The organism is Phytohabitans flavus (assembly GCF_011764545.1).
GTDB lineage: Bacteria > Actinomycetota > Actinomycetes > Mycobacteriales > Micromonosporaceae > Phytohabitans > Phytohabitans flavus.
This window is the reverse complement of the sequence record NZ_AP022870.1, coordinates 8,897,196-8,921,992: the sequence shown is the minus strand read 5'-3', so window position 1 is coordinate 8,921,992 and position 24,797 is coordinate 8,897,196. Positions and strand designations below refer to the sequence as shown.

The following is a 24,797-nucleotide window of genomic DNA, read 5'->3' as shown; positions in this document are numbered from 1 at the left end:
CCGGGGTCTCGCGGGGTGTCAGGGATTGAGCGCCTTGTTGGTGCCCTGCCAGGCGTTGCCCTTCCACACGTTGCCGGAGTTGTTCCCGTGCCAGGCCGCCACCGGACCGTAGCTCCCGCAGCTCTTGTTGAACTTCGTGCCGAACCGGTTGTCGATGTACCGGATGTCGGTGCCGTTGGGCCCGCCGCCGTACGTGCAGTAGCCGCCCGCGGTGTTGAAGAGGTTCTTCTCGACCAGCACGTTCTTGATGGTCGGCTCGTCGTAGAGCGACAGCGCGGAGGAGCAGCCCTGCTTGTCGGCGCTCACGTTGGTCCGGGCGCACTCCAGGTTGTTGTGGATGAGCGTCAGGTTGGCCCCGCCGTTGGCACCCGCGGCGGCCTGGTGCGCGCCGTCGGTGTACGTGAAGTCGTGCGCGTACGAGTCCTTGATCGTGACGTTGCCGCCCATGCTGATCCCCGTACCCGTGTTGTGCACGTGGCACCGGATGCAGGTGAAGTTGGGGCCGCCGATCGCCGCGCGGTCGGGGCTTGTGTTGCCCTCGTCCTCGACCTCGACGTCGATCATCGTCAGGCCCTGGAAGTCCCAGTCGGTCATGTACGACGCGTAGACCGAGCCGTGAACGTGCGAGCGCTTGATGGTGACGTTCTTCGCGACGATTTTGAGGTCCTGCGGGAAGAAGCAGCTGTCGAGGACCGCGTTGTTCTTGCGGATGTCACCGTTGCAGTTCTTCAGCTTGACGCCGGTGTGCTTCCAGCCGGTGCAGTTTTCGTCCGGGAACGCGGGGAACGGCGGGCAGGCCGACGGCCCGTCGACGCCAGCTGCCGTAGCCGGCTTCGAGCTCTTGCTCGCGGAGGGCGTCGGGCTGGGCGAGGGCGACGGCGATGCCGAAGGAGTCGGCGTGGCGGAGGGGGTGGCGGCGGCCGCCGAGGTAGTCGGCTCGCCCGCGGTCGCGGCGTCGTCGACCGGCTGGGAAGCCGGCTCGGCGCGGGACCGGTCCCACACGGAGTCAGACTGGGTGACGATGGCGACAGCGCCTCCGCCGATCAGCAGGAGCGCCACCGCGCCGAGCACCAGCCGGCTACGTCTGGAGCCGAGGATCGCCATTTACCTATACCTCCGTAAGCAGGCCGGCAGACTCAAGGTACTCAGTGCCGGTCCGGGGACAGACGAAGCGCCCTTCACCCTTGGCCACCAGTGGCTCGCCCGCGCGACCCACCCAGCCCACACGACGGGCGGGCACGCCGACGACGAGCGCGAAGTCCGGAACGTCCTTGGTCACCACGGCACCCGCGGCGACGAGTGCCCACCGGCCGATGCTGACCGGTGCCACGCAGACGGCGCGGGCGCCGATCGCGGCACCTTCCCCGATAACGACACCGACCGCCGTCCAGTCGTCGCCGCCCTTGAGACGACCCTCGGGGTGACGGCCCGCGGGTACTCGTCGTTGGTGAGCACCACCGCGGGTCCGATGAAGACCCCGTCGGCGAGCTGGGCCGGCTCGTACACGAGGGCATAGTTTTGCAGCTTGACGTTGTCGCCGAGGCGGACTCCGGGTCCGACGTACGCCCCGCGGCCAATCACGCAATTGCGTCCGACCTGGGCATCTTCCCGCACCTGAGCCAGGTGCCAGATCTTGCTGCCGTCGCCGATCGTGGCGCGCTCGTCCACATCAGCGCTCGGCGCGACCTGCGCGCCGGAGTGGGCCATGGTGCGGATCCTTACGTCTAGGCGTCTAGGCAGGTAGCCGCGACGCGGCCACACAGGAGGCAACCGCGACAGCCTATTGTTGCCGCCATGCCGCTTGGTGTCGGCTAACCGACGCGGCGCTACCTCCGGCCCGACAGTGGGGCATGAGCAGGCCGAACGTGCCATCGGAACGACCGAGGGTGCGGCCGGGACCGGCCGTCGGGCGGACCCGTGGGACCAAAGGTACAGGTGATCCGCGTAGCTCTGCCGGATTTCTGTCACTCGCTGGTTCGGCTCTCTCGCAGGGCGATAGCCTGCCCGAGCGGATCTGAGTCCGCCCTGCCGTGGCACGGGTTGTCGGCGGCACATTCCACCTCGATACGGACTGAATCGGGATTTCTGTGACCTCATCCCATGTCCCGGCCACCGCGCCGGTAGAGCCCATCGGTGTCGCGGTCATCGGAGCGGGCTACTGGGGCCCCAACCTCGTACGCAACTTCCAGTCCTCCAGCGCCTTCCGCCTCCGGTGGCTGTGCGACCTGGACGTCGACCGCGCGAAGCGGGTGCTGGGTGGGTACTCCACCGTCCAGACCACCGCGGAGCTCGACGAGGTACTGGCCGACGACCAGGTCCAGGCGGTGGCGATCGCCACACCGGCCGGTACGCACCTGCCTGTCTCGCTGGCCGCCCTGCGCGCCGGCAAGCACGTGCTGGTGGAGAAGCCGCTCGCGGCCAGCCGGGCGGAGGGTCGCCAGCTTGTCGAGGAGGCCGACAAGCGCGGCCTGACCCTCATGTGCGACCACACGTACTGCTACACGCCGGCGGTGCTGCGCATCCGCGAGCTCCTGCACGCCGGCGAGCTGGGCGACGTGCACTTCTTCGACTCGGTGCGGATCAACCTGGGCCTCGTGCAGCGCGACATCGACGTGCTGTGGGACCTGGCGCCGCACGACCTGTCCATCCTCGACTTCGTGCTGCCGCCCGGCGTGCGTCCGGTGGCGGTCGCCGCCCACGGTGCGGACGGCATCGGCGCGGGGCGGGCCTGCGTGGCGTACCTCACGCTCCAGCTCAGCACCGGCGCGATCGCCCACATCCACGTCAACTGGCTGTCTCCGGTCAAGGTCCGCACCACGATCGTGGGTGGGTCGAAGCGGACGCTGGTGTGGGACGACCTCAACCCCTCGCAGCGCCTGTCCATCTTCGACCGCGGGGTCGACGTGGCCGCGCCGGACGAGATCGGCGACGAGCTGCGGCGCGACATGCTCATCTCGTACCGGTCCGGCGACATGGTGGCCCCGGCCCTGACCGAGCGTGAGGCGCTCCGCACCATGGTCGAGGAGTACGCCCGAGCGATCCGCACCGGCACCCCGGCCCTGACCGACGGCCGTGCCGGCCTGCGCGTGCTCGGCATCCTCGAGGCGGCGTCCCGCAGCCTCGCCAACGGCGGCACGATGGTCCAGTTCAACGAGGAGGAAGTGTGACTTCGGGGTGGAGATCCAGGGCACGCGAGCGCTGGTCACCGGCGGTGCCGGCACGATCGGCTCGCACGTGGTGGACGAGCTCGTGCGCGGGGCGCGGCGGACGTCGTCGTGCTGGACAACTTCGTGCGCGGCCGCAAGGAAAACCTGGCCTGGGCGCTCGAGCACGGCTCGGTGCGGGTCGTCGAGGGCGACATCCGGGACGCCGCGCTCGTGCACGAGCTGACCAAGGGCACCGACCTTGTGTTCCACCTCGCCGCGATCCGGATCACGCAGTGCGCCGAGGAGCCGCGCCTGGCCAACGAGGTGCTCGTCGACGGCACGTTCAACGTGCTGGAGGCGGCCGCGGCCGAGCGGGTGCGCAAGGTGATCGCCTCGTCGTCCGCCTCCGTGTACGGCCTGGCCGAGGAGTTCCCGACGACCGAGCGCCACCACCCGTACAACAACGACACCTTCTACGGTGCGGCGAAGGCGTTCAACGAGGGCATGCTGCGCAGCTTCCACAGCATGTACGGGTTGGACTACGTGGCTCTGCGCTACTTCAACGTGTACGGCCCGCGGATGGACATCTACGGCCTGTACACGGAGGTGCTGATCCGCTGGATGGAGCGGATCGAGTCCGGCACGCCGCCGCTGATCCTCGGCGACGGCCTCCAGACGATGGACTTCGTGCACGTGGCCGACATCGGCCGCGCCAACGTGCTGGCCGCCAGCGCCGACGTGACCGACACCGTCTACAACGTGGCCAGCGGTACCGAGACCAGCCTCAAGGAGCTGGCCGCCGCGCTCAGCGAGGTCATGAAGTCCGACCTCGCGCCGGAGCACGGTCCGGCCCGCGCGGTCAACGGCGTGACCCGGCGCCTCGCCGACACCTCGACGGCGCTCCAGGAGATCGGCTTCAAGGCCGAGATCAGCCTGCGCGACGGCCTCCAGGGCCTCGTCGACTGGTGGCGCGCGAGCAAGGGCCTCACCGCATGAGCGAGCGCAAGATCCCTGTGATGGTCCCGATGCTGGGCGAGGAGGAGGCGCAGGCGGCGGCCGAGGCGGTACGATCCGGCTGGGTCGCCCAGGGCCCGCGGGTGGCCGAGTTCGAGCGCCGGTTCGCCGCGCTCGTCGGCGCCGACCACGGCGTCGCGGTCAGCTCCTGCACGACCGCGCTGCACCTCTCGCTCGTGCTGCTGGAGGTCGGCCCCGGCGACGAGGTGATCGTCCCGTCGCTGTCGTTCATCGCGACCGCGAATGCCGTGCGTTACGTGGGCGCCACCCCGGTCTTCGCCGACGTCGACCTGGCCACCGGCAACCTGACGGTGGAGACCATCGACGCCGTGCGTACGCCGCGCACCCGGGCCGTGATCGCGGTACACCAGGGCGGCGTGCCGTTCGACGTGGTGGCCCTGCGGGAGGCAGCCACGTCGTGGGGCGTGGCGCTTGTCGAGGACGCGGCGTGTGCGGCCGGCTCGACGGCGTACGGCAAGCCGGTCGGCGCCGGCGCGACGCTGGCCGCGTGGTCGTTCCACCCGCGCAAGGTGATCACCACCGGCGAGGGCGGCATGCTCACCGTCGACGACGGCGACTGGGCGGTACGGCTGCGCAGGCTGCGCGAGCACGGCATGAACGTCTCGGCGGCCGACCGCCACGCGAGCGCCCAGCCGGTACTCGAGGCCTACCTGGAGACCGCCTACAACTACCGCATGACCGACATCCAGGCCGCGGTCGGCCTTGTGCAGCTGGACCGGATGGCCGGGCTGATCGCCCAGCGGCGCGAGCTGGCGGCGCGGTACCAGGAGCTGCTCGCCGACATCGACGGCCTTGTGCCGGTGCGCGACCCGGCGTACGGCGAGACGAACTACCAGTCCTTCTGGGTGCTGCTGGAGTCGTTCCCGGTCGGGCGCGACGAGGTCCTGGCCGAGCTGGCCGCGGCCGGCGTCTCGGCCCGGCGCGGCATCATGGCCGCCCACCTGGAGCCGGCGTACGCGGACGTCACCTCGGTCAGCCTGCCGGCGACCGAGCGAATCACCCGCGACTCGCTGATCCTGCCACTGCACCACAGGCTCACCGAGGACGACCAGGAGCACATCGTCGGCCTGCTCCGCAAGCTGGCGAGCTCGTGAGAGACCTGGTCATCGTCGGTGCCGGCGGGTTCGCCCGGGAGACCGCGGCGGTCGTTCGCGCGATCAACGAGGTGCACCCCACCTGGCGGCTGCGCGGCTTCCTCGACGACGACCCGGCTCTGCACGGCACCGAGCGCTCCGGCGTGCCGATCCTCGGCGGCGTCGACCACCTGGCCGACCTGCCCGGGACGGCTGTGGTCGTCTGCATCGGCAACCCGCGGCACTACGGCACGCGCGAGCGGGTCGTGGGCAAGCTCGGGCTGCCCGCCGAGCGGTACGCGACGGTCGTCCACCCCACCGCCCAGGTTGGCTCGGGCAGCGTGGTCGGGCCGGGCTCGGTGTTGCTGGCCGGCGTGGTGCTCACCGCCGACGTCACGGTCGGCGCGCACGTGGCGGTCATGCCGCAGGCCGTGCTGACCCACGACGACGTGGTCGGCGACTTCGCGACGATCGCGTCCGGCGCCCGGCTCGGCGGCAGCGCGCTGCTCGAACGCGGCACGTACATCGGCTCCGGCGCACTCGTTCGCGAGGGTGTCACGATCGGCGCCCGCTCGCTCGTCGGGATGGGCTCGGTCGTCCTCGACGACGTGCCACCGGACGAGATCTGGGTGGGCAACCCCGCCCGCAAGCTGCGCAACGCTGACCACCTGAACAACCTGACAGGAGTAGCCCCATGATCCCTCTGGTCGATCTCGCGGCCGCACATGCCGAGGTGGCCGAGGAAGTCGAGGCCGGCTTCAAGCGGATCATCGCGGGCACCGCGTTCATCGGCGGCGCCGAGGTCGCGGCCTTCGAGCAGGAGTACGCGGCGTTCAGTGGCGTACCGCACTGCGTGGGCGTGGCCAACGGCACCGACGCGCTCGAGCTCGCCCTGCGCGCGGTCGGTGTCGGCCCGGGCAGCGAGGTGATCCTGCCGGCCAACACGTTCATCGCGACCGCCGAGGCGGTGGCCCGTACCGGCGGCACGGTGGTGCTCGTCGACTGCGACCCGCGGACGTACCTGATCGACGTGGACGCCGCGCTCGCCGCGGTCACGCCGGCCACCCGGGCGATCGTGCCGGTACACCTCTACGGCCAGTTGGCCGAGGTCGAGCGGCTCCGGGAGGGGCTGGCCGGCCAGGATGTGTCCATCGTGGAGGATGCCGCGCAGTGCCAGGGCGCTACCCGGCACGGGCGCGGCGCGGGCGTCGACGGCATCGCCGCCACGAGCTTCTACCCGGGCAAGAACCTCGGGGCGTACGGCGACGCGGGCGCGGTCGTCAGCGCCGACGCCGACCTGGCCACGGCCGTCCGCACGATCGGCAGCCACGGCGGGCTCAAGAAGTACGCGCACGACGTCATCGGCTTCAACAGCCGGCTCGACGCGCTCCAGGCGGTGGTACTGCGCGCCAAGCTGACCCGCCTCGCCCACTGGAACGACTCGCGTCGTGCGGCAGCCGCCCGCTACGACGCGCTGCTCGACGGGCTCGACGTGGTACGCCCCGCGACGCTCGACGGCAACGAGCACGTGTGGCACATCTACTGCGTCCGGGTGCCTCGCCGGGACGAGGTGCTGGCCAAGCTCAACGCGGCCGGGGTCGGTGCCGGTATCCACTACCCGGTACCGGTGCACCTGACCGGCGCGTTCGCCGGGCTGGGCCTCGGCCAGGGCGCCTTCCCGCAGGCCGAGAAGGCGGCCGGCGAGATCCTGTCGCTGCCCATCTACCCGCAGATCACGGTCGACCAGCAGGAGGCCGTCGTTCGCGAGCTGGCCGCCGCCCTCGGGTAAGGTCCCTGTCCCGTGTACGTGTCACTGCGCGACAAGCCGGCGGGTGCCGCCCCGCCGGCTAGTCGTGCGGTGGTCCGGCGGGTCTCCTCCACGGTCGTCCTGCTCGGCGTCGTCAGCCTGCTCACCGACGTCTCCTCGGAGATGGTCGCGTCGATCATGCCGCTGTACCTCACCGCGGTGGTCGGCCTCAGCCCCGCGGCGTACGGCTTCTGGGATGGCATCTACCAGGGCGTGAGCGCGATCGTCCGGATCGCCGGAGGGTTCGCCGCGGACCGCCGCGAGCACCCCAAGCTGGTGGCCGCACTCGGGTACGGGGTCTCCGCGCTCAGCCGCATCGCGATGCTGCCCGCGCAGGGCTTCGCCGCGATCACGGCGGTAACCACCGCAGACCGGCTCGGCAAGGGGTTGCGCACCGCGCCCCGCGACGCGCTCATCGCCGCCTCCTCGCATCCGGACTCGCTGGGCCGCTCGTTCGGCGTACACCGGGCGCTGGACACGTTCGGGGCGGCGCTCGGCCCACTTGTCGCCTTCGCTCTACTGTGGACGGTTCCGGGCAGCTACGACTCGGTGTTCGTGGTGTCGTTCGGCTTCGCGACCGCTGGCTTCGCCGTACTCCTGCTGCTCGTCCCCAACCTGCGCACCGCGGCGGGCAAGGCCCGCGTCGGCCTGCGGCGGGTGGCCCGCGAGATCAGCGGGCCGAAGCTTCGCCGGCCACTCCTCGCGGCCGGCCTGCTCGGTCTAGTGACGGTGGGCGACGGCTTCATCTACCTCTCGCTCCAGGCCCGCGACGACTTCGCCGCGCTCTACTTCCCGCTGCTTTACATCGGCACGAACGCGGTGTACCTCTCGCTGGCGGTGCCGTTCGGCCGCCTCGCCGACCGGGTGGGCCGTGCCCGGGTGTTGATCGGCGGCCACGTCGCACTGGTTGCCGGCTACCTGCTGGCCGCCCGCCCGTCCGGCGGCCTTGTCTCGACGCTCGCGGTGCTGGCGCTGCTCGGCACGTTCTACGCGGCGACCGACGGCGTGCTGCCCGCGCTGATCAGCCGGCTGGTGCCGGCCGAGACCCGGGGCAGCGGCATCGCGGCCGCGCAGACGGTGGTGGCGCTCGCCCGCTTCGCGGCCTCGCTCGGCTTCGGCATACTGTGGCAGTTCGCGGGCCGTGGCACCGCGCTCCTGCTGGTCGCGGCCGCGCTCGCCGCCGTCATCCCGGCCGCCGCCTGGCTGTTGCGCGGTGTCTCGGGAAAGGCTGTTTCAGCGTGAACACCAAGTCGCGGATCTACGCGCTCGTCGCCATCATCGTCGTCGTCGTCCTCGGCGCGTCGGGGTACGTGCTGTACGAGCGCCGCTCCCAGGCACAGGCCGTGGCGGACGCCCCGCCGGTGCCGGTGCGCGACGACCTCACCGCGCTGCGGTCCGCGCCGCACCTTGTCTTCCGCAGCACCGCGCTCGGCCAGTCGTACGGGCGGGTGGCGGTCGTCCCGCTGGCCAACGCCGACGGGCCGCGCGCGATGACCCCGGCCGCCTGTGACCGGGTGTACGCCACCGCCGTCGACGCGATCTGCCTCAGCGCCGAGCGCGGGCTCGTCACCACGTACAAGGCGACGCTGCTCGACCAGGAGTGGGCGCCGAGCCACGACCTGCCGCTGGCCGGCATCCCGAGCCGCGCGCGGCTGTCCCGGGACGGTCAGCTGGTGGCCACGACAGCGTTCGTCTTCGGCGACTCGTACGCGTCGCCCGGCCAGTTCTCCACCCGTACGGTGGTGTCCCAGACGGACGGCGCTGTGGTGGGCGACATCGAGCAGTTCGAGCTGGTGGTCGACGGCAAGGTGCTCGCCGCCCGCGACAAGAACCTCTGGGGCGTCACCTTCGCCGACAACGACCGCTTCTACGCCACCGCGGCCTCGGGCAAGAAGACCTGGCTGGTGGAGGGGAGCCTGTCGGCCAAGCGGGTGACCACGATCCGCGAGGACGTGGAGTGCCCGTCGCTGTCCCCCGACGGCACGCGGGTCGCGTTCAAGAAGCACGGCGACCTGCCCGCGGGCAAGTGGCGGCTGGCCGTTTACGACCTGCGCAGCGGCAAGGAGACTGTGCTCGCCGAGGAGCGCAGCGTCGACGACCAGGCGGTCTGGCTCGACGACAAGACGGTCCTCTACGGCCTGCCGCGCGAGGGTGCGGACACGGCCACGAGCGACGTGTGGAGCGTACCGGCCGACGGCACGGGCGCGCCGAAGCTGCTGATCCACGACGCGTGGTCCCCAGCGGTGGTGCGATGACCATTTTGTTCGGTCTACTGTGGAGCGTCCAGTGAGGATCCTGGTCTACCCGCACGGCATGCACATCGGTGGCAGCCAGCTCAACGCGATCGAGCTGGCCGCGGCCGTCCGCGACCTGGGCCACGACGTGGCCGTCATCGGCGAGCCCGGCCCGCTCGTCGACCGGGTCACCGCGATGGGCATGGAACACCTGCCGGTCAGCGACCGCCGGCGCCGCCCCTCGCCGGGCGTCACGGCGAAGCTGCGGCGCCTGATCCGCAGCCGCGGCCTCGACATCGTGCACGGGTACGAGTGGCCGCCCGCCCTGGAGGCGAACGCCGCCGTCTACCCCGGTGGCCGCGCCGCCGCCGTGGCCACCGTGATGTCGATGGCGGTGGCTCCATTCCTGCCCGCGTCGATGCACCTGGTGGTCGGCACCGCCGCGCTCCAGCGCCACACCGCCGCCCGCCGCCCCGGCCCGGTGCACCTGATCGAGCCGCCGGTCGACGTCGTGCAGAACGCGCCCGGCCACCCCACCGCCGAATTCCGCGAGCAGTTCGGCCTCGGCCCGGGGTTTGTCGACATCGTCGCGGTCACCCGGCTCTCCCCGCAGCTCAAGCTGGAGGGCATCCTCACGGCGATCGACGTCATGGGCGAGCTCGCGCAGCACGAGCCAGTGCGCCTGGTCATCGCCGGCGACGGCGTGGCCCGCGAGACCGTCGAGGCACGCGCGGAGGCCGCGAACGCCCGCGCCGGGCGGCGTGCAGTCGTGCTCACCGGCGAGCTGCTCGACCCCCGCCCGGCGTACGCGGCCGCCGACATCATGCTCGGTATGGGCGGCTCGGCGCTGCGGGCACTCGCCTTCGGCAAGCCGCTCGTGGTGCAGGGCGAGGAGGGCTTCTGGCGCCTGCTGACGCCGGACAGCGTCGACCTCTTCCTGGAGCAGGGCTGGTACGGCGTGGGACCGGCGGACGACCTCACGACAGTGCTTCGCCGCCTGCTCGCCGACCCGGGCGAGCGGGCCAAGCTCGGCCAGTACGGCCGCGAGCTCGTCGTCGAGCGTTTCAGCCTCCAGCGCGCTGCCCGCCTCCAGGTGGAGATCTACGAGCAGGCGCTGGCGGTGAAGCAGTCGGCCGGTGCGGGTGCCCGGGACGGGCTGCGGTCGCTGGCCGGGCTGGCGGCGCACAAGACCCGGCGACGCTACGAGTCGCTGCGCAAGAGCGCCGCCCGCGACGACTTCAACGCACCCACTCTCGCCGCCGCGTCCATCAAGTCCAACCCGTAGGGTCAAGTCCCGCCGCGAGGGCCGTCCGGCGGCTCGTCCAACCTGTCTCGCAGGGCGGCCAGCGGACCGTCCCAGTCGCGGGCCAGCGCGGCGAGGAACTGCTGGGCGACCTTCATGGGCGCGGAGTCCAGCCTGTAGCGGACCCGCCGCCGCTCCCCCGGCTCGGCCACGACCAGCCCCGCCTCGGACAGCAGGGCGAGATGCTTGGCGATGGCCTGCCGGGTGATCGGCAGCTGGGCGGCCAGGTCCGTCGCGGTGGCCGGCCCCTCGGCCGCGAGCGCGGCGAGGATGCCTCGCCGGCTCGGGTCGGCCAGGGCGGCGAAGACCTCCTCCGCCACCGCCTCAAGGTCAGGCTTGTCCATCGAGGTACGTGACAAGCTCGCCCAGCTCGTTTGTCCAGCCGTCGGTGTTGCCGGCGAATGCCGCCTTGTGCTCGGCGTCCGGCAGCTGCGCGAACCCGCTCTCGACCATCGTCAGCGTCGTGCCGGTGCTGGTGGCCTCCAGCGTGAACTCCACGTAGGTACGTCGCGGATCGCTGTCGGAGAGGCCGTAGACCGGCCAGGTGTAGCCGAAGACACGCGGCGGCTCGAGACGCTCGATGATGAGGGTGGCTGTGTCGCCACTGTCCCACGTGAGCTTCGCCTGGCCACCGACGCGCAGGTCGACCTCGGCGCGATGTCCGAACCACGTGCCCAGGCCGTCGGCCGTGGTGAGCGCCGCCCAGACCCGCTCCGGTGGGTGGGCCAGCTGGAGCGTGCGCTCGATCCGATCGGGGAATGCCATGTCCGCCTCCTTGTAGCAACCATTCAGTTGCCACTGAAGCTATAGCAATCATCTGGTTGCGTCAACCCAGAGAGCAGAAGCCAGATCTACCCCGGTCCGCGTCAGCTGCGGACCGCATGCTCCCGCGGGCACCGCTCCGGTCGGCGGCTCGCTAGCGCTCGCCGAAACCCCCGACCTCCACTGCCGGCTCTGCGGTGGTGGGCGCGTGACCTCCACGCGAAGACGCCGATCAAGGCCATGACCGCAGACTTCCCACGATCGGCGCATACAGCACCCCACCACACTGCGTCCGTGTCGAGAAATTGCCCCTGGAGGGGCAATTTCTCGACACGGACGACCAGAGCACCCACCGATCAAGGCCACGCCACCCACTCGACGGTGCCGGGCGCCCGCGACCCTCACCTTGATCGGCACGGTGAGGTCAAAGCGCGCAGCGACCAAGGAAACATGCGACAAGACTCGCCAGCTCCCGGCATCACGCCCGCCAGCAATGGCCTTATCGCCAGCGACGCCAGCCCGGGTATGGATTGCGGACCGCGGAGGGCGAGGCTGCGGGAGCAGCGGCCCGGCCACAACGAACGCCGCGGTAGCCCAAATCTCTCATCAGGCAATGAGCCCACAGCCACCCTTGTCGACGGACCCAATCGACCCGACTCCGAAAAATCTCTAGAGATCCGACAAACACACCCAAAACGCACCATGCTTCCTTGATCGGTACTACAGGTGGAAGCCGTCCGACGGATCGTGGTACTTGGCTGTGCCCACAGCAACAGCTAAGGACCACGATCGCTTGCCTGCTCCAAACCCCACCCACCGATCAAGGGAAACCACGCCTTCGCGGGCGCCGCGCGAGCCGGCATCAGGCAATCTGAGCCTCGGGCATAGGACAAATCGCCGAACAATCGACGCGAAGCGTCGCTTGTGGACAAGCCCGAAACCCCAACCCCAAAAGATCTCTAGAGGGATCATTCGGGCTTGAGGTCTTGACCTTGTCCGCATGCCGCAGGCACGGAATTGGTGATGGCGGCCGCGCAGACCCGGTCTTCCTTGAACGGTGTAGAAGGGTTGGAGCAGGCCAACAAATGGCGTCCGGCTGTTGCGCAGGTCAAGGGAAAACGAGCGTTCGAGGTTCGCGGGCTCCGCGCGGCGCGCGGGTTGCGGCCTCGCGGTCAGCTGTACCGGCAGGTGGTTGTGGACCGCGGAGGGTGAGGCCGCGGGAGCAGCGGTCCGGACCACCGCGGACGTCGCGGTAGCCCTCGTCTGTCTCTTGAATAGCCGGGGCGGACCCCAACGGTCACGCGGGGTGGGGACCGGGGCTGGCTCGGGGGCGGCATCGGCGGATGCGCCGATGCGGCGGAGGGTGCCGATCAGGTGGCGCAGGCGGTAGAGCAATGCGCCCATCCCGGCCACGCCCACGAGGCCGGCCACCGCCAGCGCGAGCAGGTCGATGGTGATCAGGTGGCTGGTCACCGCGACCACGCCACCGACCACCGCGGCGCCCAGCACGGGCAGAGCCAGCCGAGCGGCGAGCGAGCCCGCGCCGATACCGCTGCGGCGTAGCTCGTACAGGTAGATGGGCAGCACCACGACGAGGGCCACGCCCAGCTGTGCCGCGCCGGCGCCCTGGAGGCCGGCGATGGCGGCACCGGCGATCAGCGCCGGGATGAGGGCGATCAGCCAGGCGAGCTGCGCGGTAAACACCACGCGACTGCTGGCCAGGACCACGAAGTAGTCGTAGACGAGCTCGAAGAGGATGCGCACCGCGGCGACGAGGGCGAGCCACGGCAGGATCATGGCCGCGGGCTCCCACACCGTGCCGTACACCAGGCGGATGAGCGGCTCGCTGGCCGCGGCCAGTACCACGCAGGCGGGCAGCGTGGCGGCGGCGAGGAGGCCGGCGGTGGACAGGAATGTCGTGCGCATGGCCGGTTTGTCACCCTGGAGGCGGGCGAGCGCGGCCGGGGCGACCGCGCGGACCGGTTGGGAGAAGATGTTGATCGGCCAGCCGGCGAGGTTGGCGGCCAGCACGTAGTAGCCGAGCGCGACCGGGCCCAGCGTGGCGCCGACCAGGATGCGGTCGACGTTGTTGACCGCGAAGACGATGATGCTCGACCCGGCGAGCGGCAGGCCGAAGCGCATCAGCGCCCTGGCCTTCTCGCGGTTGAGGCCGAAGCGCATCGCCTGCGGGGCGAACGCGATGAAGAGCACCGCTCCGGCGAGCGCGCCGGTGAGCCGGCCGACCGCCAGGCTCATCGCGCCCATGCCGGTGAACGCGCAGGCGATCGAGGTGAGCGAGCCGAGCCAGTGGGTGGTCTGGTCGACGATGGTCTTGCGCCCCTGCCGGAACTCCCGCTGGAGCATGGCCGCGGGCGTGGCGACAAGGCCGTCGATGATGACGCTGAGGCAGAGCAGGCGTACCACGCCGGTGGCGTCCGGCTCGCCCATCGCGTTGGCGAAGAGCGGGGCGCCGAAGAAGCATCCAATGTAGACGATGATGCTGGAGATGACGGAGATCGTGAGTACGGTCGGCGCGATCTCCTTCGGGTCGCCCGGCCACCGTACGATCGCGAGGCTCACGCCAAGCTCGTTGAAGCTCAGCACGGCGAGCAGTGCGACCGTGGCCACCGCGAACGTGCCGAACTCCTCCGGCCCCAGCAGCCGCGCGATCGCGATGCCGATCGCGAGCGTGCTCAGCCGCCCGAGGGCGGTGGAGGCGAAGCTCCAGCCGAGCGCCTTGCCCGCGCGGCCGAACAGCGAATCGCTCACCGAAGAACTCTCCCCAGTTCAAAACCGTCCGGCCGGGCCCCGGTGAAGGGACCCGGCCGGATCCGTCGCACTACCGATCAGCTGGCCTGGAAGATCACGTCCACCCAGTAGTTGTGTCCCGTGCCGTTGCCCGGGTACACCTGGCCGGCGCCGTACTGGTAGACCCCTCCATAGGCAAGCACGTGCAGCGGCGGCCGGTCAAAGTTCGCGCCGCCAAACTGGTTGACCGTCACCGCATAGTGTCCGGTCGTCGTGTGGTACGAGACCACATAGGTCGCGTTCGCCGTGATGTCGACAGGTGTGGTGAGCGTGGCCGTCTGCCAGCCCGAGACGGACTCGCTGCTGAATACCGCGCTCCCCAGCACCTGGCCGGTGGTCGACCAGATCGTGCCGGTGTGTACCCCGGTGTTGCCCGCGCCCTTGTAGAACCGGATCGCGGTCACCTTCCCGTTGACGTCCGACCGGAACCTCGCGCCCACCTCGATCGAGTCGTTGTCGTTCCACGAGCTCGACTGCGGGGTGTCGGTGGCGTTGAAGATCGTCGTACCCGTCGGCCACTGCCCCTCGGTCGGCGACGGCGACGGTCCGGGCGGGCCCGTGGGACTGGTGGTCGTCGACGGCGTCGGGTTCGGACCACCGCCGCTGCCGGGGATGAACATCGGCTCGACAAAGTAGTTGCTGGAGTTGTACGCGTCCTGCGGGAACGCCGGCGTCGGCGAGTAGTTGTAGACACCGTTGACGCCGCTGGGTGCGGTCATCTGCCCGTGGTTGTACGCCGAGGTGAAGAAGTTACCCGAGGCCGCGTAGTGACCGCTCGGCGCGTGGTACGACGCCACGTACGTGGTGCCGGCCGTCACGTTGGCCGGGCTGGAGAACCGGGCGGTCTGCCAGCCGTTGCCACCCTCGTTGGTGAACGTCACTCGGGCGATCTGGCCACCGCTGGTGTTCCACAGCGTGCCGACGTGCGTACCCGAGTTGCCGCCACCCTTGTAGAAGCGGATGCCGACGACCTGGCCGTTGACCTGCGGCGTGAACTTCACACCCAGCTCGACCCCGTTGCTGTCGTTGACACTCGGGTCGTTCGGCACCGCACTGTCCGGGAACAGTCGCTGCACCGACGGGTCGAGCTCGGTGCTGAACGTCCACGTGCGCGGCGAGTCCATCCCGTTTCCGTTGCCGTCGGCCGCGGAGACGGCGACCGTGTAGAGCATCTCCGGCGCCAGGTTGGCGTTCGGCGTGAACGTCGCCGTCTTGGTGGTGGCGTTGTAGCTGGCCGAGCCGGGCACCGAGACGTTCGCCGCGTTCTTCAGCGTGAACTGGAGCGAGGACGGGTTGATCGCCTTGGAGAAGACCGCCTGCGGCTTGATGTCGACCGGGATGTCCGTCGACTCGGCGAGCGGCACGGCCGAGAGCACCGTCGGCGCCGCCGCGTTGCTCGGCGTGAACGTCACGTCGACCCAGTAGTTGGTGTCCTTGTAGCTGCCGCCGGGGAAGCCAGCGCCTTCCTTGAAGACACCGTTGCCGTCGGCGGACGACGACCGCAGGCCCCGCAGCGGGAACGCCTTGAAGTCGTCGATCGTGAACATGCCCTGGTCCGCCGAGTACCGGCCCTGCGGGGCGAAGTACGAGGCGATGTAGGTGGTATTCGCGAACACCGGCACCGGGTTGCCGAACGTCACCTTCTGCCAGCCGGTCGCGGTCTCGTTCTGGAACGTCGCCGTCGCCATCCGCGAACCACTCGCGCTCCACAGGCTGCCGGTGTGCGTACCGCCGTTGCCGGTGCCCTTGTAGAACCGGATGCCGGTGACGAAGCCGTCGGTGTCCGCCTTGAACCGGACGCCTAGCTCCATCCCGCTGGTGTCGGTCACGGCCGCCGTCGTCGGCGTCCGGTTGCCGAAGATCGTGCTCGCGCCGGTCAGCGTGATCGTGCGGGTGACCGGCAGGCCGATGTTGGCCGTGTCGTCGATCGCCCGAGCCAGGATCGCCTGGGTGCCCGCGCCGGTCGTGTAGAAGGAGTACGACCAGGAGGTCGTGCCGTTGGCCGGGTGCCAGCTCTCGCCACCGTCGGTGGAGACCTCGACGCCCGCGACCACGCCACCGACGTCGGCGGCGGAGCCGGAGACCGTGATCTGGTTGCCGTTGGCCACCGAGGCACCGGAGGCCGGCGAGGTGATCGCGATGGTCGGCTTGGTCGCGTCGCTCGACGCGCTCGGCATCTGCTTGCCGGACATCAGGGTGCCGGGGAAGGCGCCCATATCGGCGAAGAGGTTGAGCGTGCTCTGCTGCATGGCCGGGTCGACCGGCTCGACGGTGCCGTCGTGGTACTCGTCGAGGCCCCACGCCCACTGCACCGTGCCGGCGGAGAAGACGAGCGCGCCGCTGGCTGCCCGGTACAGCGTCAAGTGGTGGGTGGTCGTGCCCGGGGTGACCGTGTTGCCGAAGTCGCGCAACAGCTCGGGCGTCTCACCTGTGGTGGTGGAGAGCCGGATCAGGCCCGGTGGTCGGTGGCCGTTGTCCAGGTCCTCGTCGGACTCGTACCCGACCGTGTGCGGCGCGAGCGTGGCGACCTGGGTGCCGGTGAGGCCGGCGGCGCTTGTGTTGCGCCAGAACCGGTTCTTGCCCTGCGCGGCCGGCACCTGGATGGCCAGGTCCACGTTGTTCGACATGTACGCCGTACCGGTCAGCCCGTTTTCTGGGCGGCCACCGTTGGACGGCGGCGAGAAGCGCGGGTCGCGCCACGTGCCGGTCCACTCGGTGGTCGGGTCGATCTTGTCGTTGGACCAGGTCTCCTTGTAGCAGACCAGCGTGCGGTACGTCGTGTTCGTACCGTCCTTGCTGTTCTCGTACCGCGTCTTCCAGTACATCTCGTTGCCGCTGAAGAACGCGAGGTTGACGCCCGCGTCCCGGGCCGCCTCGACGTTGGCGCGCTGCTGGCCCGACCAGTACTCGTCGTGGCCGACCGAGAGGAACACCTGGTGGTTCTTGATGAGGTTGCCCCGGCGGTCGGAGTCGATGCCGGTGGTGTAGCTGACGTCGTACCCGTTGCGCTCGATGAAGCGCAGCATCGGGTACTCGTTGCTGAAGAGGAAGTCCTCGGGGTTGTTGCCCCGCGTGCCGAACGGACGGTTGTAGCTGACCTTGTACGCCCGGCCGTTGTCGCCGCCGTGGTAGAAGTTGCTGCCGCCGTACATGTTGTACGCGTGCCAGGTCGTGTCCGAGGTCTGGAAGAACAGGTCGGACGTGCTGGCGTCGTTACGGACCACGAACGTGATGTGGCTGCTGTCACCGTTGCCGGCGGCGTCGGTGCGGGTCAGCTTCGCGATGAAGACGCCGGACACCGTGGTGCTGGGCACCGTCCACTGTGCTGAGACAGCCCAGGTACCGCAGTCGTAGATCTCCGTCTGGGGATCGGTGACGCACGGCGGCTGGTTCTGCGGGAGCGGGACGCTGGGCGAGAAGCTGGTGATCTTGCGGGCACCGTCGCCGCCATACCAACCCAGGCGGTAGATGTCGATCCGGTACGAGGTCGCCGGGGTCTTGACCTTGAACTTGATCTGCTGCCCGACGTTCACGCTGATGTCCGTGGCGAAGCCCTGGATCGACTCCTCGCCCGCCTCCCAGATCTCCCACTCGGAGGAGGGGTTGCCCGGCTTGGAGTTTTCACACGCGACCGGGTTGATCAGTGGGGCACACGGGTCGGCGGCCGCCATCGCGGCCGGCACCACCACAAGCCCACCGGCGACGACGCAAAGCGTCGCGGCGCCCGCGGCGAGCGTCATCCGGCGGCGTGCCCGGGTCCGCATGAGACGGCCGCCCAGGAACCCGTCCAGCGCCCTTCGTCCCGTGCCGGCGACCCGCACGGCGGTCACCGCGGCGCCCTTGAGCACGCGGCTCATCACGCCGTCACTGCCTTGTTGCCCACTATTCACAACCGGTCGCCCCTCAGCGAGCCCGAACAAGATTCATCTTCGTCCCCCGGACCCAAAGATCAGCGGGCAAACGGTAGCCCTGCTGCGAGAACCGCACAATTATCGGATGCGGCCCCCACCACGCCGTGCCGGCCGGAACCACCTCGGCCGTTTGGCCATAGGACCAAGGGCGGTCAAGCTAGAACCATCGATAAAACGCGCAGCCATACCCGGCGGGGACCCGGCGCCCGTAGGCGTTTGCCCAGGTCAGAGGCGTAGACCTCGGATTTGATACAGACCCGCGAACTCTTTGCTTCGACACTTATCAGGCACCCTCGGGACGAATTGACCAAGGGTGGTTGTCGGGAAACCGACATCGCCAGGAACATTACGCCCGGACACTGCCCGTGATGACGGAAATACAACAAGTGCACTCCCTGTCCACGATGGATCAGCCGATCAGCTGGTCAGCTTGTAGGCGATCATCGACTTGGTGAGCCCCAGGAAGCGCTCCGACCGGATCGTCGACTGCGGAAAGTAATGGCGCATCTGCGTCTTGTCGATCAACTCGGTCCACAACACGTTTTGCATCGCCGTGGCGCGGTCTTTGGCCGGGGTGTGCGACAGCGGCCACCGGTGGGCCACGGTCGTCCGCAGCGAGGTGGGCAGAAACTGCATGCCCGGCGCCACCCAGTGCGGCTCGATCGGGAAGAACCGGTACGGCGTCTGCACCCAGTGCGCCTCGGCCAGCGTGTGCACCGACTCGGCGAAACGCACCCGCCGCTCGTGCCCACCCACGTGCTCGATCACCGAGTTCGAGAAGACGAGGTCGTAGCGGCGCTTGGCGATGTGCTCGGGCAGCGCGCACGCGTCGCCGTAGTCGAGCTCGGCCCACTCGGGCAGGTCACCGGGGAGCGGCTCGAGGTTGACCACGTGCACGTGCTTGGGGCGCACGGTCGCGCGCTCCCAGGTGTCGACACGTCCGCCCAGGTCGAGGACGGACATCTGGGCGAGGTCGGGAAACGTCTCGCTCAACCAGAGCGCCCGCTTGGCGCGGCGGCGCGCGCCCCACGAGTCCGGCGAGTCGACGAGGCGCCGGCGCAAGGAATGTAGACCCACGCTGGGAGGGTAGTGGCCACCTCGCGCGCGGCGGCAGGCCCGATCGGATCAGCTATCCGACACAGATGCCGGTTTAGGTCACTCCTGTGGGTTCGCGATCAGCCAATCGGTCACCTCGTCCTCGCGGACCGCCTCGTACAGGCTCGCCGACGCGTCCTCGTCGGCGAATACCACGCTCTGGTCGCCCACCCAGCCGGTGTCCCGGGACGGGCTCGTCATGAACGTCATGCCGTCCGGCCGCAGCCCGCGCAGCCCCCACACGGTGTCGAAGAGCTTCATGCCCTTGTCCACAGTCACCGCGTCGGCCGTGGCCCGGATGAAGCTGTTCAAGCGCGCCGGATCCTTCATCAGCCCCCGGTCCGCGGCCCGCTCGATGATCGCCTGGACGAGCTGCTGCTGGTGCCGCATGCGGGTGAAGTCGCCGTCCGCGAACTGGTACCGCTGCCGCGCGTAGTCCAGGGCGGTGTCGCCGTCCATGTGTTGGTCGCCCTTCGCGAACTCGCGGCTGGAGTGGACGGAGGTGAAGTCCTCGTCCACCGCGATCTCCACGCCGTCGAGCGCGTCCACCACATCCTTGAAGCCGGCGAAGTCGACCATCATCACGTTGTCGACGCGCACGCCGGTGAACTTCTCCACCGTCTGTACGAGCAGCGGCGCCCCGCCCCAGGCGAAGGCCGCGTTGATTTTCGCCTTCCGCCCGCCCGACTTGCCGTCGGCGGAGCGCGGGATGTCCACCCAGGTGTCCCGAGGGATCGAGATGAACTGGGCGTCCTCCCGGCTCGCCGACACGTGCGCCATGATGATCGTGTCGGTGCGGGAGCCGGCCACCTCCGGGTCGCGCGAGTCGCTACCGACGATGAGCAGGTTCAGCGCCTTGCCGGCGACCTTCTCCGGCCGGCCCTCCTCCGGCACGCCCACAAACGCGTCCACCCGCTCGATGCTCTTGTCGACGGACCGGGTGTAGAGCCACGCCGCCCCGGCGGTGCCGCCCGCGCCGAGCACGAGCGCCAGCCCGAGGATCAGCGCGACAAGGCGCCACCACCGGCGCCGCCGGCTAGTCGGGGGCGCGTCGGGCGCCGGCTCCAGATTCGCCAGGAGTGCGGGTCCAGGTGGGGACGGGTCGGCCATGGCGACCGACGGTACGCGCGTGGCGTACCGGGCGAATCAGCTGAATGCCGCGTATCGCCTGACTGAGTGAAGGATCAGTCGCCCGTCACGGTGAACCCGATGGCCCGCGCGACCCGGTCGGCCCGATTGGCCCACGAGTGCTCCGCCGCGAACTCCTGCCGGGCCTTCACCCGCTCCGGCATCCGTGCCTCGGCCGCCACCTTGAGCGCGGCCTCGCCGAACGCGGCCGGGTCGGTGACGATGTGGATCAGGTCGGTGTCGAGCCACCGCACCGCGGGCAGGTCGGTGCTCACCACCGGGCGTCCGGCGGCGAGGTACTCAAGTGTCTTGAGCGGGAACGAGGCGCGGTTGAAGGCGGTGTCCACGTAGGGCGTGAGCCCCACGTCGATGAGGCGCAGGTACGACGGGAGCTCGGCGAACGGGCGGTGTCCCACGTACGCCACGCGCGGGTGGGCGCAGAGCCGCTCGAACTCCCGCACCGCCCACCGCTCGTCGCGCGAGCCGACCATCAGCAGCGAGCAGCCCGCCTCGACGACCGCCTCCAGCAGCCGCACGTCGATGCGGTCGGACAGGTGGCCCACCACGCCGGCGACCGGGCCGGGCAGGTCCACGTCGGCCGGCAGTGGCGCGGAGTCGACACCCGTGTACGCATCCGCGCGCACCCCACCGGGCACCACGACCGGGTCGGCGCCCAGCGCCCGCCACTTTTCGGCCAGCACCTCGGACACCACGATCACCCGGTCCGCGCGGGCCAGCGCCTCGCGCTCCTCCCGGTCGACGTCCTCCGGGGCGATCTGCATGAGGTCGGCGCCGGCAAGGTAGTCGTCGGTCGCGTAGAGCACGTCGACGACGTCGTCGCCCCACCGGCCGAGCAGGTCGCTGGCGGAGAACGCGAGCACCGCCGCCGGCCGGACCCCCAGGCGGCGCAGCGCCCACCGGATCTGCGCCCGGACGAGCGCCGGGGTGGCCAGCCGGATCCCGCGCCGGGTGTGGAACGGCTGCGCCACCGTGGCCAGCCGGGTGACCCGCGGCGCTTCCGCGACAAGGCGGGGCCGCAGCGAGCGCGGGGCACCGTGCCGGTAGTCGGACGGCGTCACCACCGAGACCGGCGGATCCACCCACAGCACCCGCGCGTACCGCGTCAGCTGGGTGGTGATGTGCCGGTCGGTGCGCGCCGTGCCGGTCCACGAGTTGACCGCGCAGACGACGACCCAGGGCTCGGCGGTCACCGGAGGAACCACGCCCACTTGGCGACCGTACCGTGCTCGAGGGCTGCGCCGAGGCTGCGGCCGACAAGTCCCCGCTCGGCGTAACCCTCCAGCATCAGGCTCGCCAGCTTGCCCCGGTCGATCGCCGGCTCCGGGCCGTCGAACGCGTTGTCCTCCGCCCCCGCATACCCGTCGTGGGCGAGGACGATCTCGCCGGCGCCGCTGCTCGCCATCACGTCCTCGGCGAGCCGCTCCTCGGACTCGTTGTCCCAGTCGCGCGGCGTCGGGCCCCAGGCGACCGGCATGAGCCCGGCGCGGCGCACCTCCAGCCAGTGCTTCGGGAGCAGCGCACCATACGGCGCGCGGAACCAGCGCACCGGCGTGCCGGCCAGATCCTCCAGCTCGGCCTTGCCGTCGCGGATCCGGCGGCGCACCTCGTCAAGCGGGAGCCGGGTGAGTCTTGTGTGGTCAATGCCGTGCAGGGCGATCTCGTGGCCCGCGGCGGCGACCTCGGCCAGCAGCCCGGTGTGTATCCGGGCGCGGCGGGTCAGCACGAAAAACGTTGCCGTGGCACCGAATCGGGCGAGGGCGTCCAGTACGGCCGGTGTACCGTCGGGGTCCGGACCGTCGTCATACGTCAGCACGATGTCGGGACGTGCCGTCCGGACGGCCCGCACCGTGCCCACCGGACGGGTTAGTGCGCGCGCGGCAGGGCGCGCAGCCCGCCGCGCGGTGGTCGAAAGGGACCTCACCGGCGTCACGGTACAAGGATGCGCGCCCTGCTCAGTGCGGCGGGCGAGTCGGATATCCGTCGGCGTGGCGGGTTCATGACGCCGGTAGAGTCGGCAAGCCGGTGGGGGCTGGCCCGTGTGCCGAGGAGAGACCGTGGAGTTCATTCGCAACCTGCTCGCGGTGAGCGGGACGCCGGGTGCTGGACCGGCTCCGGTCGCACCCTTCGGCGGCGCCGCCTCGGTGGCGCACCGCCCGTGGGGCCGGCTGTGGCTCGACGGGCCGGTTCCCGGTGAGCGTGGCGTCGTGGCGCTCGCGCTGGGGCCGCGCGACCACGACTTCCGCCCGGTCGACGCCGAGATCCTCACGAGATGGCTGCGCGCGGGCACGCCGCTCGCCCAGATGGCCGCCCCGTTCGCCGCGGTGGCCTTCGACGAGCACGAGCTGACCGCGGCCACCGACCACATCGGACTCCGCCATTTGTATGGGATTCGCGGCGACGGCTGGGCCGCTGTGTCCACCTCGGCGCTGGAGCTGGCCCGGCTGGCCGGCGCCCCGCTCGACCCGCAGACCGTCGGCACGTACGCGGTGACCGGCTTCCACCTCGGCGAGGCGACGCCGTTCAAGGGCGTGACCAAGCTGCCCGCGGGCTCCACCTGGCGGCTGGCGGGGGCGAGCTCACCACCCTGTCGTACGTGGATGTGGCCGAGCCCGCCAAGGTGCCCGGCGGCGACCCGGTCGAGGCGATGGCCGCCCTGCTGCGCGGCAACGTCGAGCGGTGCCTGGACGAGCACCCAGAGACGGTCTTCGAGCTTTCCGGCGGTTTCGACAGCCGGCTCGCGTTCGCCGCGCTCCCGGCCGCCCGCCGGGCCGGGGTCCGCACGCTCACGCTCTCCGCACCCGGCCGCGCCGACCCGGTGATCGCCGGCGAGCTGGCCGCGCACTTCCGCACCGAGCACCAGGTGATCGACCTGACAAAGCTCGGCGACCTCACCCCGAGGCGGCCCACGAGCTGGTGGACGCCTCGGCCGTGCGCCACGACACGGTCGGCAACCCGGTCGCGCTGGGCGTGCTCGACTGGGTGGAGAGCCAGGTGCCGCCGGGCGTGCGCATCACCGGGCAGGGCGGCGAGATGGCCCGCGGCAGCTACCACATGGGCCAGCAGCAGCACGACGCGCCGAATACCGAGCTGGTCGACCGGCTGGCCCGCTGGTGGTTCGTGACCAACGACGCCACCACGGCAGACGCCCTGGTGCCCGACTTCGCCGCCTCCGCGCGGGATGACGCCACCGCCGCGATCCGCCGGGCCTTCGAGGGGTACCACACGGACTGGCTGACCGCGATCGACGAGTTCTTCCTCCAGGAGCGGGTGCACCGCTGGGTGGGCATCAACTTCACCGGCGCCTGCCTGGACCGCATGATCGTCGGCCCCTACCTTGACCCGCGCTTCCTCGCGCTGGCCCGCTCGGTGGCACCGACCAGCCGCAGCGGCTCCGGCTACTCCGCGCGCGTCCTGGAGCGCCTCGACCCGTGGCTGGCCAACGCGCGGCTGGCCACCGGCGTGCGCCCCAAGCACCTCCCCCGCCGGTACGTGCCGAAGCAGCTCGCCGAGTACTCGATCCGCAAGTACGCCCAGCGCGGCATGGAGAAGGTCTACCAGTTCGCCCGCGGCAAGGCCGCCACCGCCGTCGGCACCCCGGTACTCGCCGACCTTGTCATCCGCCACTGGCGCGAGCAGCCGAAGCTCGTCGAGCCCGTGCTCCGCTCCGGCTTCGTCCGCGAGGACTGGCTCGCCGGGCTGCTGTCCGGCGAGTACGGCACGGACGCCGCCACGGTCGGCTTCCTGGCCAACCTCGCGGTCGTCGAGCGCCAGTCCGTCCCCGCCTGACCCCGACCCCGTCGCACGAGCCGCGACAGGTCACGGCACTGGTCGCATTTGCTCCGCTCCCTATGGGAAGCGGCCCCGCGACCCGCATTTCTCCTTGATCGGCCTGGTCGTGGAGTGCCGCCTCTGCGTCCGTGGCGAAAAAGCGCCCCTCCAGGGGAAATTCTCGCGACGGACGCCGCAGCCACTGACCGATCAAGGTATCTAGAGACCCTTTCGGAGTCGGCGTCATGAGCTCTGCCCACAATGTGGCTACAGGATCGAGATTTGAGCTACCGCGATGTCCGCGGTGGTCCGGACCGCTGCTCCCGCGGCCTCACCCTCCGCGGTTCACAAGCCAACCCGAGGCCGGCGTGGCCCGCGCAAAGACGCCGATCATGGCCTACGGCCGCGGATTTCCTTGATCGACGCAGGCTGAGTCGTGTAACGCTGCGTCCGTGGCGAGGAATTGCCCCTGGAAGGGCAATTTTTCGCCACGGACGACCAGAGCACCCACCGATCAAGGGAAACAAGCAGTCAAGACGCGCCAGGGGACCGCGTCCGGGTGCCGTTGTGGCCAAGCCCGGGAGATCTAGTCGACTTTTGGTCGTCCTGACGGCAGAAAGTCGACTAGATCCAGCGTTCTCTGGTCTGCCGCAGGGTGCGTTGGCGGGTTGTGAAGCGCGGAGGGTGAGGCCGCGGGAGCAGCGGT

The 24,797-nt window shown here is 70.4% G+C and carries 18 protein-coding genes and 2 pseudogenes; 10 read left to right on the top strand and 10 right to left on the bottom strand.

Annotated features, from left to right (window positions below; genetic code table 11):
* Positions 1 to 18: 18 nt before the first annotated feature.
* Both Pflav_RS39695 and Pflav_RS39690 read right to left on the bottom strand, forming a co-directional pair.
* Positions 19 to 1,104 carry a hypothetical protein gene (locus Pflav_RS39695; RefSeq protein WP_173041680.1) on the bottom strand — a complete coding sequence of 362 codons (1,086 nt, stop codon included), beginning with the start codon at positions 1,102 to 1,104 and terminating at the stop codon, positions 19 to 21.
* Positions 1,105 to 1,108: 4 nt separating this feature from the next.
* A pseudogene (locus tag Pflav_RS39690) lies at positions 1,109 to 1,707 on the bottom strand (acyltransferase).
* A 380-nt stretch (positions 1,708 to 2,087) separates the two neighbouring features.
* Between Pflav_RS39690 and Pflav_RS39685 the strand changes: the two are divergent.
* The 8 genes from Pflav_RS39685 to Pflav_RS39650 all read left to right on the top strand — a co-directional run bounded on the left by Pflav_RS39685 (position 2,088) and on the right by Pflav_RS39650 (position 10,580).
* Complete coding sequence (locus Pflav_RS39685) at positions 2,088 to 3,167, top strand: Gfo/Idh/MocA family protein (protein ID WP_173041679.1); 1,080 nt, start codon at positions 2,088 to 2,090, stop codon at positions 3,165 to 3,167.
* 108 nt (positions 3,168 to 3,275) lie between these two features.
* Positions 3,276 to 4,142, top strand: coding sequence for an NAD-dependent epimerase/dehydratase family protein (locus Pflav_RS39680; RefSeq protein WP_197938864.1), 867 nt, complete (start codon positions 3,276 to 3,278; stop codon positions 4,140 to 4,142).
* Positions 4,139 to 5,275 carry a DegT/DnrJ/EryC1/StrS family aminotransferase gene (locus tag Pflav_RS39675; protein WP_232072473.1) on the top strand — a complete coding sequence of 379 codons (1,137 nt, stop codon included), beginning with the start codon at positions 4,139 to 4,141 and terminating at the stop codon, positions 5,273 to 5,275. Before Pflav_RS39680 ends, Pflav_RS39675 begins: the two co-directional genes overlap by 4 nt.
* Complete coding sequence (locus Pflav_RS39670) at positions 5,272 to 5,952, top strand: acetyltransferase (protein WP_173041678.1); 681 nt, start codon at positions 5,272 to 5,274, stop codon at positions 5,950 to 5,952. Before Pflav_RS39675 ends, Pflav_RS39670 begins: the two co-directional genes overlap by 4 nt.
* The gene (locus tag Pflav_RS39665) at positions 5,949 to 7,043 is read left to right on the top strand and encodes a DegT/DnrJ/EryC1/StrS family aminotransferase (protein WP_173041677.1); all 1,095 of its coding nucleotides are present in this window, start codon (positions 5,949 to 5,951) and stop codon (positions 7,041 to 7,043) included. The genes Pflav_RS39670 and Pflav_RS39665 overlap by 4 nt, the downstream gene beginning before the upstream one ends.
* A gap of 12 nt (positions 7,044 to 7,055) precedes the next feature.
* Positions 7,056 to 8,303: an MFS transporter gene (locus Pflav_RS39660; RefSeq protein ID WP_197938863.1), complete on the top strand. Its 1,248-nt coding sequence runs from the start codon at positions 7,056 to 7,058 to the stop codon at positions 8,301 to 8,303.
* The gene (locus tag Pflav_RS39655; RefSeq protein WP_173041676.1) at positions 8,300 to 9,316 is read left to right on the top strand and encodes a TolB family protein; all 1,017 of its coding nucleotides are present in this window, start codon (positions 8,300 to 8,302) and stop codon (positions 9,314 to 9,316) included. Before Pflav_RS39660 ends, Pflav_RS39655 begins: the two co-directional genes overlap by 4 nt.
* Positions 9,317 to 9,347: 31 nt before the next feature.
* Positions 9,348 to 10,580 (top strand): glycosyltransferase family 4 protein, encoded by a 1,233-nt coding sequence (locus Pflav_RS39650; RefSeq protein ID WP_173041675.1) that lies wholly within the window; start codon positions 9,348 to 9,350, stop codon positions 10,578 to 10,580.
* 2 nt (positions 10,581 to 10,582) lie between these two features.
* Here the strand turns inward: Pflav_RS39650 and Pflav_RS39645 are convergent, their stop codons facing one another.
* From Pflav_RS39645 to Pflav_RS39605, 8 genes are all read right to left on the bottom strand, one after another.
* Positions 10,583 to 10,942, bottom strand: a complete 360-nt coding sequence (locus tag Pflav_RS39645) for an ArsR/SmtB family transcription factor (RefSeq protein ID WP_173041674.1) — start codon at positions 10,940 to 10,942, stop codon at positions 10,583 to 10,585.
* On the bottom strand, positions 10,929 to 11,363 hold the full coding sequence (locus tag Pflav_RS39640) for an SRPBCC domain-containing protein (RefSeq protein WP_173041673.1): 435 nt from the start codon (positions 11,361 to 11,363) through the stop codon (positions 10,929 to 10,931). The genes Pflav_RS39645 and Pflav_RS39640 overlap by 14 nt, the downstream gene beginning before the upstream one ends.
* Positions 11,364 to 12,080: 717 nt before the next feature.
* Positions 12,081 to 14,129: a lipopolysaccharide biosynthesis protein gene (locus Pflav_RS39635; RefSeq protein ID WP_173041672.1), complete on the bottom strand. Its 2,049-nt coding sequence runs from the start codon at positions 14,127 to 14,129 to the stop codon at positions 12,081 to 12,083.
* Positions 14,130 to 14,206: 77 nt separating this feature from the next.
* A complete protein-coding gene (locus Pflav_RS39625) occupies positions 14,207 to 18,025 on the bottom strand; it encodes a DUF4082 domain-containing protein (protein WP_197938862.1) in 3,819 nt (1,272 codons plus the stop codon).
* Between the two features lie 471 nt (positions 18,026 to 18,496).
* Positions 18,497 to 19,156: a class I SAM-dependent methyltransferase gene (locus tag Pflav_RS39620; protein WP_173041671.1), complete on the bottom strand. Its 660-nt coding sequence runs from the start codon at positions 19,154 to 19,156 to the stop codon at positions 18,497 to 18,499.
* A 78-nt stretch (positions 19,157 to 19,234) separates the two neighbouring features.
* The gene (locus tag Pflav_RS39615; protein WP_173041670.1) at positions 19,235 to 20,284 is read right to left on the bottom strand and encodes an LCP family protein; all 1,050 of its coding nucleotides are present in this window, start codon (positions 20,282 to 20,284) and stop codon (positions 19,235 to 19,237) included.
* A 74-nt stretch (positions 20,285 to 20,358) separates the two neighbouring features.
* On the bottom strand, positions 20,359 to 21,531 hold the full coding sequence (locus Pflav_RS39610) for a glycosyltransferase (RefSeq protein ID WP_173041669.1): 1,173 nt from the start codon (positions 21,529 to 21,531) through the stop codon (positions 20,359 to 20,361).
* The gene (locus tag Pflav_RS39605; protein ID WP_197938861.1) at positions 21,510 to 22,169 is read right to left on the bottom strand and encodes a polysaccharide deacetylase family protein; all 660 of its coding nucleotides are present in this window, start codon (positions 22,167 to 22,169) and stop codon (positions 21,510 to 21,512) included. The genes Pflav_RS39610 and Pflav_RS39605 overlap by 22 nt, the downstream gene beginning before the upstream one ends.
* 423 nt (positions 22,170 to 22,592) lie before the next feature.
* Between Pflav_RS39605 and Pflav_RS46855 the strand changes: the two are divergent.
* A pseudogene (locus Pflav_RS46855) lies at positions 22,593 to 23,189 on the top strand (asparagine synthase-related protein); the annotation flags it as partial.
* Between the two features lie 47 nt (positions 23,190 to 23,236).
* Entirely contained in the window at positions 23,237 to 24,109 is an 873-nt protein-coding gene (locus tag Pflav_RS46850) for a hypothetical protein (RefSeq protein WP_232072471.1), read from the top strand.
* Positions 24,110 to 24,797: the final 688 nt, after the last annotated feature.

What these genes read in the sequence shown, in the direction of transcription:
- Pflav_RS39640 (WP_173041673.1), bottom strand. Translation starts at nt 11,363, where the DNA reads ATGGCATTCCCCGATCGGATCGAGCGCACGCTCCAGCTGGCCCACCCA.
- Pflav_RS39615 (WP_173041670.1), bottom strand. Translation starts at nt 20,284, where the DNA reads ATGGCCGACCCGTCCCCACCTGGACCCGCACTCCTGGCGAATCTGGAG.
- Pflav_RS39645 (WP_173041674.1), bottom strand. Translation starts at nt 10,942, where the DNA reads ATGGACAAGCCTGACCTTGAGGCGGTGGCGGAGGAGGTCTTCGCCGCC.
- Pflav_RS39695 (WP_173041680.1), bottom strand. Translation starts at nt 1,104, where the DNA reads ATGGCGATCCTCGGCTCCAGACGTAGCCGGCTGGTGCTCGGCGCGGTG.
- Pflav_RS39665 (WP_173041677.1), top strand. Translation starts at nt 5,949, where the DNA reads ATGATCCCTCTGGTCGATCTCGCGGCCGCACATGCCGAGGTGGCCGAG.
- Pflav_RS39625 (WP_197938862.1), bottom strand. Translation starts at nt 18,025, where the DNA reads ATGAGCCGCGTGCTCAAGGGCGCCGCGGTGACCGCCGTGCGGGTCGCC.
- Pflav_RS39675 (WP_232072473.1), top strand. Translation starts at nt 4,139, where the DNA reads ATGAGCGAGCGCAAGATCCCTGTGATGGTCCCGATGCTGGGCGAGGAG.